The organism is Streptomyces sp. PsTaAH-137, assembly GCF_003259365.1.
Lineage (GTDB): Bacteria > Actinomycetota > Actinomycetes > Streptomycetales > Streptomycetaceae > Streptomyces.
Genome location: NZ_QLLY01000019.1, coordinates 24,893 through 36,194, shown reverse-complemented (window position 1 = coordinate 36,194; position 11,302 = coordinate 24,893). Strand labels below are relative to the sequence as shown.

At 71.3% G+C, this 11,302-nt stretch carries 11 protein-coding genes; 4 read left to right on the top strand and 7 right to left on the bottom strand.

The annotated features are described in order from the left end of the window. Positions 1–7 precede the first annotated feature (7 nt). Positions 8–1,261, bottom strand: coding sequence for a spermidine/putrescine ABC transporter substrate-binding protein (locus tag K377_RS33025; RefSeq protein ID WP_111667285.1), 1,254 nt, complete (start codon positions 1,259–1,261; stop codon positions 8–10). Positions 1,262–1,331: 70 nt separating this feature from the next. Next, complete coding sequence (locus K377_RS33020; RefSeq protein WP_111667284.1) at positions 1,332–2,873, bottom strand: gamma-aminobutyraldehyde dehydrogenase; 1,542 nt, start codon at positions 2,871–2,873, stop codon at positions 1,332–1,334. 218 nt (positions 2,874–3,091) lie between these two features. Between K377_RS33020 and K377_RS33015 the strand changes: the two genes are divergently transcribed. Beyond that, a complete protein-coding gene (locus tag K377_RS33015) occupies positions 3,092–3,643 on the top strand; it encodes an NADAR family protein (protein ID WP_111667283.1) in 552 nt (183 codons plus the stop codon). A 12-nt stretch (positions 3,644–3,655) separates the two neighbouring features. Here the strand turns inward: K377_RS33015 and K377_RS33010 are convergent, their stop codons facing one another. Continuing rightward, positions 3,656–4,306, bottom strand: coding sequence for a DUF4190 domain-containing protein (locus tag K377_RS33010; RefSeq protein WP_237551748.1), 651 nt, complete (start codon positions 4,304–4,306; stop codon positions 3,656–3,658). A 136-nt stretch (positions 4,307–4,442) separates the two neighbouring features. Here K377_RS33010 and K377_RS33005 point away from each other — a divergent pair, with 136 nt between their 5' ends. Both K377_RS33005 and K377_RS33000 read left to right on the top strand, forming a co-directional pair. Then, on the top strand, positions 4,443–5,516 hold the full coding sequence (locus K377_RS33005) for an adenosine deaminase (protein ID WP_258395215.1): 1,074 nt from the start codon (positions 4,443–4,445) through the stop codon (positions 5,514–5,516). Positions 5,517–5,546: 30 nt separating this feature from the next. After that, positions 5,547–6,236: a glycerophosphodiester phosphodiesterase gene (locus K377_RS33000; protein ID WP_111667281.1), complete on the top strand. Its 690-nt coding sequence runs from the start codon at positions 5,547–5,549 to the stop codon at positions 6,234–6,236. 28 nt (positions 6,237–6,264) lie between these two features. On the opposite strand, the gene K377_RS32995 is transcribed toward K377_RS33000, so the two are convergent. The 3 genes from K377_RS32995 to K377_RS32985 form a co-directional block, all read right to left on the bottom strand. Beyond that, the gene (locus K377_RS32995) at positions 6,265–6,480 is read right to left on the bottom strand and encodes a hypothetical protein (RefSeq protein WP_146614800.1); all 216 of its coding nucleotides are present in this window, start codon (positions 6,478–6,480) and stop codon (positions 6,265–6,267) included. A 129-nt stretch (positions 6,481–6,609) separates the two neighbouring features. Continuing rightward, the gene (locus K377_RS32990) at positions 6,610–7,662 is read right to left on the bottom strand and encodes a CU044_5270 family protein (protein WP_181512702.1); all 1,053 of its coding nucleotides are present in this window, start codon (positions 7,660–7,662) and stop codon (positions 6,610–6,612) included. Next, positions 7,659–8,291, bottom strand: a complete 633-nt coding sequence (locus K377_RS32985) for an RNA polymerase sigma factor (protein WP_111667398.1) — start codon at positions 8,289–8,291, stop codon at positions 7,659–7,661. The genes K377_RS32990 and K377_RS32985 overlap by 4 nt, the downstream gene beginning before the upstream one ends. 346 nt (positions 8,292–8,637) lie before the next feature. On the opposite strand from K377_RS32985, the gene K377_RS32980 reads away from it, so the two are divergent. Then, positions 8,638–9,954, top strand: a complete 1,317-nt coding sequence (locus K377_RS32980; protein ID WP_202455543.1) for a phosphatase PAP2 family protein — start codon at positions 8,638–8,640, stop codon at positions 9,952–9,954. 13 nt (positions 9,955–9,967) lie between these two features. Here K377_RS32980 and K377_RS32975 read toward each other — a convergent pair whose 3' ends face one another. Then, the gene (locus K377_RS32975) at positions 9,968–11,158 is read right to left on the bottom strand and encodes a spermidine/putrescine ABC transporter substrate-binding protein (RefSeq protein WP_111667278.1); all 1,191 of its coding nucleotides are present in this window, start codon (positions 11,156–11,158) and stop codon (positions 9,968–9,970) included. Positions 11,159–11,302 lie beyond the last annotated feature (144 nt).

Here is an 11,302-nt window from a genome sequence, read left to right as displayed (position 1 = left end):
CACCGGTTCAGCCGCCGGTGAGCTGGGCGAACTTCTGCTCGTACGACGTCTCTTCCTTGGCGCTGAGCGACCGGAAGCCGTGCGCCTTGGCCGACATGGCCTTGTCGGGGACGATCAGCGGGTCGGCGGCCGCGTCCTTGTCCAGCTTGGCCAGCTCCGCCTTGACGACGGTGCTCTCCAGCGGGGTGACGTAGTTGATCGCGTTGGCGAGTTCGGCGCCGACCGCGGGCTCGTAGAAGTAGTCCATGAGCTTCTCGGCGTTCGTCTTGTGACGCGCCTTGTTGGGGATCAGCATGTTGTCGGTCGACGTGATGTAGCCGGCGTCGGGTATCGCGAACCGCACGTCGGGGTTGTCGGCCTGGAGCTGGACGACGTCTCCGGCCCAGGCGAGACAGGCCGCGAGGTCGCCCTGGTTGAGGTCGGCGATGTAGTCGTTGCCGGTGAAGCGGCGGACCTGCTTGTTGTCGACGGCCTTCTGGAGGCGGGCGATCGCCGCGTCGAAGTCGTCCGTCTTGAAGGCGCGCGGGTCCTTGTCCATGTCCAGGAGCGTCATGCCGAGGGTGTCGCGCATCTCGGAGAGCAGCCCGACCTTGCCCTTGAGCTTGGGGTCGTCGAGGAGCTGCGAGACGGAGGTGATCTCCTTGCCGCCGGTGGCCTTCACGTTGTACGCGATGACGGTGGCGATGCCCTGCCAGGGGTAGGAGTAGGCGCGCCCGGGGTCCCAGTCGGGGTCGCGGAACTGGCCCGCCAGGTTGGTGAAGGCGTGCGGCAGGTTCGCCGCGTCGAGCTTCTGCACCCAGCCGTAGCGGATCAGGCGGGCGGCGAGCCAGTCGGTGAGGACGATGATGTCGCGTCCGGTGTCCTGGCCCGCCGCGAGCTGCGGCTTGATCTTCCCGAAGAACTCGACGTTGTCGTTGATGTCCTCGGTGTACTTGACCTTGATGCCGGTGCGCTTGGCGAACGCGTCCAGGCTGGGGTGGTGCTTCTTGTCGTCACTGAGGTCGATGTACTCGGTCCAGTTGGAGAAGTTGACCGTCTTCTCCTTGGCCGAGTGGTCCTCGGACGAGACGCCGCCCGAGGACTTGCCGGCTGCGGGGATGCCGCAGGCGCTGAGCGCGCCGAGCCCGCCGACGGCGAACGCGCCGCCCGCCGAGGCACGCAGCAGGGAGCGACGCGACATCGCGGCCCTGCCGTGGTGGAAACTGCGCCTCATCGCGGCCAGTTGGGCCGGGGACGGGCGGTCGGGCTCGTACTGCTCCATGCGCGTGATTGCCCTTTCGGGAGTCCCTTGCGGGAAGGTGGAGTCGGCCGTGAGTCAGGCGGCCAGGTGGCTATCGGTCCCCGAAGACGGTGCGGTGCCAGTCCTTGCGGACCACCGCGGTGTTGTCGAACATGACGTGCTTGACCTGCGTGTACTCCTCGAAGGAGTAGGCGGACATGTCCTTGCCGAAGCCGGATGCCTTGTAGCCGCCGTGGGGCATCTCGCTGAGGATCGGGATGTGGTCGTTGACCCAGACGCAGCCGGCCTTGATCTCGCGGGTGGCGCGGTTGGCCCGGAAGACGTTGGTCGACCAGGCGGAGGCGGCGAGCCCGTACGGGGTGTCGTTGGCCAGCGCGATGCCCTCGTCGTCGCTGTCGAAGGGCAGCACGACCAGGACCGGGCCGAAGATCTCCGACTGGACGATCTCGCTGTCCTGCGGGGCGTCGGCGATCAGGGTCGGCTTGTAGTAGGCGCCGGGGTGGTCCGGTGCCTCGCCGCCGGTCACCACGCGCGCGTAGGCGCGTGCCCGCTCGACGAACCCGGCGACGCGGTCGCGGTGGGTGTGCGAGATGAGCGGCCCGAGGTCGGTGTCCTCGGCGAAGGGGTCGCCGAGCCGGACGGTCTCCATGAGGGCGGCGGTCTTCTCGACGAACGCGTCGTAGAGCGGGCGCTGCACGTACGCGCGCGTGGCGGCGGTGCAGTCCTGCCCGGTGTTGATGAGCGCTCCGGCGACGGCGCCGTGGGCGGCCGCGTCGAGGTCGGCGTCGTCGAAGACGAGGAACGGGGCCTTGCCGCCCAGCTCCAGGTGGAGCCGCTTGACGGTCGCGGTGGCGATCTCGGCGACGCGCTTGCCGACGCCGGTCGAGCCGGTGAAGGAGGTCATGGCGACGTCGGGGTGGCCGACCAGGTGCTCGCCCGCGTCCCGGCCCGCGCCGGTGACGACGTTGACGACACCCTCCGGCAGCCCGGCGGCGACGGCGGCCTCGGCGAACAGCAGCGAGGTGAAGGGCGTCAGCTCGGCGGGCTTCAGCACGATGGTGTTGCCCGCGGCGATGGCGGGGAGGACCTTCCACGCGGCCATCTGGAGCGGGTAGTTCCAGGGCGCGATGGAGCCGACGACACCGATCGGCTCACGCCGTACGTACGAGGTGTGGTCGCCGCTGTACTCGCCCGCGGACTGCCCCTGGAGGTGGCGGGCGGCGCCCGCGAAGAAGGCGGTGTTGTCGACGGTGCCCGGCACGTCGAACTCGCGGCTCAGCTTGATCGGCTTGCCGCACTGCAACGACTCGAACCGGGCGAACTCCTCGGCCCACTCGTCGAGCACGGCCGCGAACTTGTGCATCGCGTCGGACCGCTCGCCCGGGGTCAGTCCCGACCAGCCGGGGAAGGCCGCGCGGGCGGCGGCGACGGCGGCGTCCACGTCGTCCGGGCCCGCCAGCTCGTACGTGTAGACCTCCGCGCCGGTGGCCGGGTCGACGACCGCGTGGGTGTGGCCGGAAGTGCCCTTGATCAGGCGGCCCGCGATGTGGTTGGCGCCGTCGGCGAACCGTTCTTGCACGGAGGCGGTGACGGACGTGGCCGAGAGGGGGTTGGCCGAGGTGGGGTTGTGCATGAGTGCTCGCTCTCGCTCTCCACCGCCGGTCGTCCCGTCCCGCGGGCACCGGCGTGGCTCCAGCTCGATTTGAGTGACGATCCTGACAGAGCCCTACTACTCCAACAAGTGATTCCGTTGTTGCCTTTTGGTTACGCGACGGAATCTGTCGACCAGGTGTCGAGTCAGCCTGGAAAACCCAGGACGGAGTGTCAGTGGTGCGTGCCAAACTCCCGTGTATGGAGATCGACAGCAGGGAATCGCTGGTGGCGGCCCTGGGGGCGGGGGCCCGTGTGAAGTACCTCCCCTTCTGGGGACACGCCGCGCGGGCGGACGGCGAGCTGGGACCGAGCTGTCTCAGTCAGTGGTGGCCGTCGCCGTTCACGGTGGCCGGGGTGGAGTACGCGACGGCCGAGCACTGGATGATGGCGGCGAAGGCCCGGCTGTTCGGTGACGCCGACGCGGAGCGGATGGCGCTGGAGGCCGGCCATCCGTCGCAGGCCAAGAAGGCGGGGCGCCTGGTGCGCGGGTTCGACGACGCGGTATGGCGGCACGAGCGGTTCGGCATCGTCACCGAGGGCAGCGTGCACAAGTTCGCCTCGGACCCGGCGCTGCGGGCGTTCCTGCTGGGCACCGGGGAGCGGGTCCTGGTCGAGGCCAGCCCCGTGGACCGGGTGTGGGGCATCGGGCTCGCGGCGGACGACCCAGGGGCCCTCGACCCGGCGAGATGGCGGGGGCCGAATCTGCTGGGCTTCGCGCTGATGGCGGCGCGGGAGCGGCTGCGGGGCTGAGCCCCCGGCCGCCTAGAAGGTCGCGACGATCAGCACGATGAAGCCGACGGCCAGAGCCGCTCCGACCGAGCCGCAGATGATGCCGGTGAGCGCCTGGCCCGGGTTGGTGGCCTCGCCGCGCCTCGCCTTGCCGCGGCCCAGGATCCCGAAGACGATGCCGAGGAGCCCGCAGATGATGGCGACGGGCCACATCAGGAACAGCACGTCCGAGATGATCCCGAGGACCATCGCGGCGACCCCGAGCCCGTTGCTGGGCTGCGCGGGCATCGCGCCCGGCCAGTACCCGTACTGCTGCGCGCCGCCGTAAGGAGCGGGGGGCTGCGGCGCCGGGTAGCCGTACTGGGGGCCGGGGTAGCCGTACTGCGCACCGGGGTGGGCGTACTGCTGCCGGCCGGGGCCTTCGGGCGCGACCGGGGGCGGCGGCACCGGGCTGTGCTGCTGCGGTGCGGGCGGGGGTGCGTACGGGCTCGCGGCGGGCGGCACGGGGGGCGCCTGCGGTGCGGGCGGTGCCTGCGGTCCCGGGGTGAGCGGCATCGCCGTCACGGTCTGCCGGTCGTGCAGGTCCGGCGAGGTGTCCGCCGTCCCGTCACCGGGCTTGGAGAGGGACACGTCCTGCGGCGGGGCCCACGGGTCGCGGTCCTGCGGTGTGCTGCCGCCGTTCATGTGCGGGCCCCCTCGTCAGCTGCTGCTCCTACGCCCGCCATGCTAGGGCGTGGGGCGCCCGGGGCCCGCGGCAGGCCCCCGCCCGGCCGTCGCCGCCGGGGCGTCCGCATACGATGCCCAGGACCCCGATCAGCCGATCACCCAAGTTCCTGGGGAGGAATCCGTGAGCTCCGAGAGCAAGAACCTGCAGTCCTTCGTCGCCGGACTGCCGAAGGCAGAACTCCACGTCCACCACGTGGGGTCGGCCTCCCCCAGGATCGTGTCGGAGCTGGCCGCCCGGCACCCCGACTCGAAGGTCCCGACGGACATCGAGCGGCTCACGGAGTTCTTCACCTTCAAGGACTTCGCCCACTTCATCCAGGTCTATCTGTCGGTCGTCGACCTGATCCGCACGCCCGAGGACGTCCGGCTGCTCACGTTCGAGGTGGCCCGCGACATGGCCCGGCAGAACGTGCGGTACGCGGAGCTGACCATCACCCCGTTCTCGTCGACCCGGCGCGGCATCGACGCCCGCGCGTTCATGGACGCGATCGAGGACGCCCGCAAGGCGGCCGAGGCGGAGTTCGGCACGGTCCTGCGCTGGTGCTTCGACATCCCCGGCGAGGCCGGTCTGGAATCGGCCGAGGAGACGGCGCGCCTCGCCACGGACGACCGGCTGCGTCCGGAGGGCCTGGTCTCCTTCGGTCTCGGCGGGCCCGAGATCGGCGTCCCGCGCCCGCAGTTCAAGCCGTACTTCGACCGGGCGATCGCGGCGGGACTGCACTCGGTCCCGCACTCCGGCGAGACGACGGGCCCGGAGTCGGTCTGGGACGCGCTGACCGACCTGCGCGCCGAGCGCATCGGCCACGGCACGTCCGCCGCGCGGGACCCGAAGCTGCTCGCGCACCTCGCCGAGCACGGCATCCCGCTGGAGGTCTGCCCGACCTCGAACATCGCGACGCGCGCCGTGCGCACCCTCGACGAGCACCCGCTGAAGCAGTTCGTCGACGCGGGCGTCACCGTCACCGTCAACTCGGACGACCCGCCGATGTTCGCCACGGACCTCAACCACGAGTACGAGGTCGCCGCCCGCCTCCTCGGCCTCGACGAGCGGGGCGTCGCCGACCTCGCGAAGAACGCGGTGCGCGCCTCCTTCCTCGACCCGGCGGGCAAGGCCCGGATCGCCGACGAGATCGACGCGTACACGCGCGGCTGGCTCACGGGCGCGTAGGAGGACCGTCCGGGACGCCAGAATGGGCCCATGCGCACCGTGACTGCCGTGGCCCACCGAGGCGACCCCTACCGCGTCCGCGAGAACACCCTCCCGTCCCTGCGCTCCGCGCTGGACCGGGGCGCGGACGCCGTGGAGATCGACGTACGCCTGACCCGCGACGGCGTACCCGTCCTCCTCCACGACGCGACGCTGAAGCGGCTCTGGGACCACGACCGCCCGCTGTCCGCGCTCTCCGCCGCGGAGGTGCGCGAGGTGACGGCGGGCGGGGTGCCCACCCTGACGGAGGCGCTGGCCGCGACGGCGGACACCGGCGCCCGGCTGATGATCGACCTGCCGGGCGCCTCGGCGAGGGCGGTGCGCACGATCGTGGGCACCATCCGCGACGCCGGCGCCGCGGACCGCGTCTACTACTGCGCGGGCGCCGAGACGATGCTCAAGGTCCGGGCCGCCGACCCGGCCGCCGAGATCGCCCTGACCTGGACGACGCTGGCCCCGCCCCGTCCGGGCCTGCTCGCCGCGGTCCGCCCGCACTGGCTCAACTACCGCTTCTCCCTGATCAACCGCGACCTGGCGGCCCGCATCCACCGCGACGGCCGGCTGATCTCGGTCTGGACCCCGGACACGACGAGGTCGATGCGCAAGCTCCTGGACATCGGCGTCGACTCCATCACGACGAACCGCATCGAGGTCCTGACCGGGCTGCGCGGTTCCGGCTGACGTCTCGCCCGCCGGGCGTGACCACCCGTCAGACGTCCTCGACGCCCAGCATCTGCACGGCCTTGCGTGCCTGGTAGAAGTCCTCGTCGGACACCTGCGGATCGTCCTCCGTGTCGTGGAGCCAGTCCGCCAGGTCCTCGACGGACCAGGTCTCGAAGTCCTCCGGCACGTCGAGCGTGGTCGTCCTGCGCAGGCGCGTGGCGACAGCGGCGTCCCGGACGCTGCGCGTGCTCACCTCGGTCATCTTCCGCACCGCCTTCCGGTGTCATCGGGTCGGACGGGCGACGTTGCCAGACGAGATCCGTGCTGTCCAAACGCCCACGCGGATCGCCGGGGCGACGTAGGGTGCGTCCTCCCGGCGATCCGGGCCGCGTCAGCTCTGCCGCGCCCTCTCCGGCGACCGGCCCGCCTTGTCGACCACGGCCTGCGCGATCACGGCGTCGCTGGACATGAGCGTTCCGGCCTTGCCGTACTTGGTGTCCTTGACCAGGTAGCTGCGCGAGCCGAGGAAGTTCAGGTCCTTCCGGTCGAAGACCCATTCGGTACGGGTGCCGAAGGTCTTGTCGTCGCGGGAGATGCCGACGCCGGTCCGGCCGATGGCGTCGTGGGCGCCGGGGGCCTTGCTGACGCCGGGGATCCTGGCCGCCGCCCGGTAGAGCGCGGCGGCCGTGTCGGGCGGCATGACCGTGCCGACGAGGGAGCCGATCTGGTCGAAGACCGCCTGGTCACGCTCCACGCCCTCGAACTCGGGCGTCTTGGCGTACAGATACGTGAGCAGCTTGTCCGGGTCGGTGGGCAGCGACGCCAGCCAGTTGTAGGTGGGGCGACCGAGACCGGCGGGCGTGCCGTCGGTGTCGCCCAGTTCGGCGTTGATGGCGGACGTCTCGCCGTCGGTCTTCGTCATGCCGAGCGTGTGGAGCGGGCCCGGCTTCTGCGCGATCCACGACTCGGTCTCCCGGAGCGGGCCGACGACCGCCTTGCCGCTGGTCAGGTCGGCGCCGGTGGACTTCGACCGGAGGTAGACGAACTGGTCGTCGCGTACCTGGAGGGAGTCGCCCTTGCTCGCGGCGAGCGAGATCCGGTCCAGGAGCACGGTCGCGGACGGGGCGGCCTGGCGCGTGCTCGCCGTGGTGGCGGGCGCGTCGTCCCCGCCCGCGACGACGATGCCCGCGGTGAGGACGGCGCCGAGGGCGAGCGCCGACACCGGCACCAGCAGGGCGGGGCGCAGCAGGCGGCGGGCGGGGCGGGGGCGGGCGGTGACCTGGTCCTGGTCGATGCGCTGCATCAGTCGTTCCTTGTGCCGGAGGTGCTGCTCGCGCGAGAGGTCGTGGGCCGCCGGGGCCGGCAGCAGCCGGGCGATGGCGGCGATGTCGTGGTCGGCCGACGCGGCGTCGCCGCGCCTGTGGTCCACGTGCTTGTCGTTCATGCCGTCTCCTCCCTCACGGGCAGGGCCGCGAGTGCGGCTTCACCCGTCATCTCTCCGCGGGCGGCGCGGAGTTCCGGTCCTTTCCGCGGCTTCTCCGCGCGCTGTGCCTCGTCGGCGAACCGGGCGAGTTTCGCGCGGGCCCGCGACAGCCGCGAGCGCACGGTGCCGACGGGGATGCCGAGCGCCTCGGCGGTCTGCTGGTAGTCGAGGCCCGACCAGACGCACAGGGTCAGCACCTCGCGCTCGGGGCGCCGCAGCCGGTCGAGGGAGTCCTGGACGGCGTCGAGACGGCGGGCGTCGTCGAGGCGTGCGGCGATCTCGGGGGCGAAGTCCGCGACCACCTCGGGCTCGCGCCGGCGGGCCAGGAAGGCGATGCGGCGGCGCCGGCCGCGGCGGGCGTTCTCCGCCTTGTGCGTGGCGATCCCCAGCAGCCAGGGGCGCAGGGAGCCTCCCTCGGTGTGCAGCCGTTCCCGTCCCCGCCAGGCGGTCAGGAACGTCTCCGACATGATGTCTTCGGCCGTCGACCAGTCGCCGGTCAGCCGCAGGGCGTGCTGGTAGACGGGCCGGGCGCACTGCTCGTACAGCTCGGCGAACGCGTCGCGTTCCCCGGCCCGTACGCGTCTGCGCAGTTCGTTCTCTGAGTCCCTCACACCGATCACCTCTCCGCCGCCCCAGCGGAGTTCCTGTGATCTACGCCATTCCTGTGTGCGAGCGAACGCGATCTCAGCCTATTGCCCGGTGCCGATCACCCCGGCGCGCACCGTGTGACCCGGCGCACACCGCGCTGAGCTGCCCGGTCCGGTTCCGAACTGCCCCTGTCAGGGCGAACCCTGTGGAGCTAGCATGTTCCAGCTGTCACGACCACCCGCGTCACTTGTTCTTCACCAAGAACTCATGCCCGCCGCCCGCACCCGATGAGCCGGACCATTGACGACCACACCCTCTCGAATAGCCCCGTCCGACCACCCCGGCCCGCTGTGGCGCCGCCCGCGCTTCGTCCTGTGGGCCGCGGCCGGAGTGGCGACCGCCGGGTTCCTCATCGCGCTGGAGGTCGCGGCCCGCCGTTACGGGCAGCCGGGTCCGCTGACCGTAGAGGCGCAGGAGCTGGTCTTCGCCCCGCACTCGGGCCCGCTGCTCTACGCCGGTCTGGCGCTGGCGATGGTGGTGCTCACCTGGCGGCAGCGGATGTTCGCGGCGGCCGCGGCGGTCGGCATCGACGTCGTCTTCTTCCTCGTGCGCCTGGTGGTCGGCGCGGACCTGAACTTCGGCAACGGCGCGCTGTGGGTGATCCTCGGCCTCGCGGTCCTCGCGGTCGCCCGCCGCACGGGCAAGGACCGGGCCCTGCTGCTCAAGGGCTGTGGCCTCGGGATGCTCCTGGTCTTCGGCCACAAGACGGGTGACACCTGGCTGCTCATCACGGCGAAGGAACATCCGCAGGTCCTGGACCCGTACGTGGCCCTCGCCGACCACGCGCTCGGCAACCCGTCCTGGGTGGCGGGCCGCGCCCTGGAGGCGATCGGCCCGTTCGGCAGCCATCTCCTCAACGTGGTCTACGGCCAACTCCCGCTCGCCGCCGCCCTCGTGGGCCTCTACCAGTTGCGCAACGTGGCGACGGACCGCCGTTTCCCGGCCCACCACCTCGTGCGTACGTTCCTGGTCATCGGCCTCATCGGCCCCGCGATCTACATGATCTTCCCGGTCGTCGGCCCGGTCTACGCGTACGGCGCCGAGGGCGGATCCTGGGCCGTCTCCCACGTGTGGCCCGACGTGCTGCCGGCGATCGGCACCCCGCACCCGGTGATGTTCGACGAGATCACCCCGCGCAACTGCATGCCCAGCCTGCACACGGCGTGGGCCACCTCGCTGTTCATCCACACCCGCAAGGGCGCCCGCTGGATGCGGTACGCGGGCGCGTTCTGGCTGGTGGCCACGCTCAGCGCGACGCTCGGCTTCGGCTACCACTACGGAGTGGACCTCGTCGCCGGTGTGGTGTTCGCGCTGACGATCGAGGCGGCGATGCGCGCGTTCGCCCGCGGCTGGGACCTGTCGGCGGTCAGCCTGGTCTCGTACGGCACCGTGGTCTTCGCCGCGCTGCTGACCGCGTACCGCTACCTGCCGCGCGAACTGGCCGCCCACCCGTGGCTGTTCGGCCCGGTGCTGCTGCTCGCGATGGTCTCGGTGATCGTGTACTACGTCCGCACCACCCAGTCCTGGGACCCGAAGCCGACGCTGCCGCGCCGGCGCGAGCCCCAGGCGACGGAACAGACGGAGCCGCAGCCGGAACCGGCCTGAGGAACGCGCCGCGCTACAGCCCCGCGATCGCGTTCCACCGCTTCGCGAACTCGGTGCGCTCCTCGGACGTGATGTCGCGGGCGATGGCGAGCCGGGAGCGCATCGCGTCGTCCGGGAAGATCAGCGGGTCCTCGGCGAGCGCCGCCGTCTCCTTGTCCTCGGCGTCGGCGAGGATGTCGCGGGCGGCCGGGACCGGGCAGACGTAGTTGACCCACGCGGCCAGTTCGGCGGCGACCTCGGGCTGGTAGTAGTAGTCGATCAGCCGCTCGGCGTTGGCCTTGTGGTCGGCGAGGTTGGGGATCATCAGCGACTCGGCCCACAGCTCCGCGCCCTCCTCGGGCACGACGAACTCGATGTCCGGGTCGTCGGCCTGGAGCTGGATGATGTCGCCGCTGTAGGCCTGGCAGGCGAGGACGTCGCCGCTGGAGAGGTCCTTGATGTAGTCGTTGCCGGTGAAGCGGCGGATGTGCTTGGTCTTCACGAGCTTCTCGACCTGGTCGCAGATCTTGTCGAAGTCGGCGGCCCTCCACCGGGTGATGTCGACGCCGTTGCCCTGCATGAGCAGCGCGAAGGACTCGTCGAGGCCGGACAGCAGGGTGACCCGGCCGGCCAGGTCGTCGGCCCAGAGATCCGAGACGTGCTTGATCTCGCGGCCGAGCCGGCGCTTGTTGTACGCGATGCCGGTGATCCCGGACTGCCACGGCACGGTGTACTTGCGGCCGGGGTCGAAGGCCGGGGAGCGCAGCAGCGGGTCGAGGTACTTGGTGACGTGCGGCTGGCGGGCCCGGTCCATCTCCTGGACCCAGCCGAGGCGGACGAAGCGGGCGCACATCCAGTCGGAGATGACGATGAGGTCCCGGCCAGTCTTCTGGTGGTTCATCAGCGACGGGCTGATCTTGCCGAAGAACTCGTCGTTGTCGTTGATCTCCTCGGTGTACTTGACCTGGATGCCGCTCTGCTTCTCGAACGCGTCCAGGGTCGGCCGCTTCGAGGTGTCGTCGTCGTCCACGTCGATGTACAGCGGCCAGTTCGCCCAGGTGAGCCGCTTGTCGGCGGCGGACAGATCGTGGGCACCGCGATCGCCCGGCGCCACATAGGCGGCGGGCACCCCGCACCCGGTGGCGAGGCCGGCGACCGCCGCGGCCGTGGCACCGCCGCCGAGGGCGCGCAGCAGGGATCGACGGGTGACTCGGGGGCTGCTCATGTTGGCTCGCACGACCGAAGAATGCCGCCACGGCACCCCAGGGGACAATGGACGGTGCGTCGAGCGGACCGGACCACGCCCGACACCCTGTCGATGAGCGGCGCGAAGCGCACGCTCAGGGGCGCGGGGAACTGCGCGACCAGC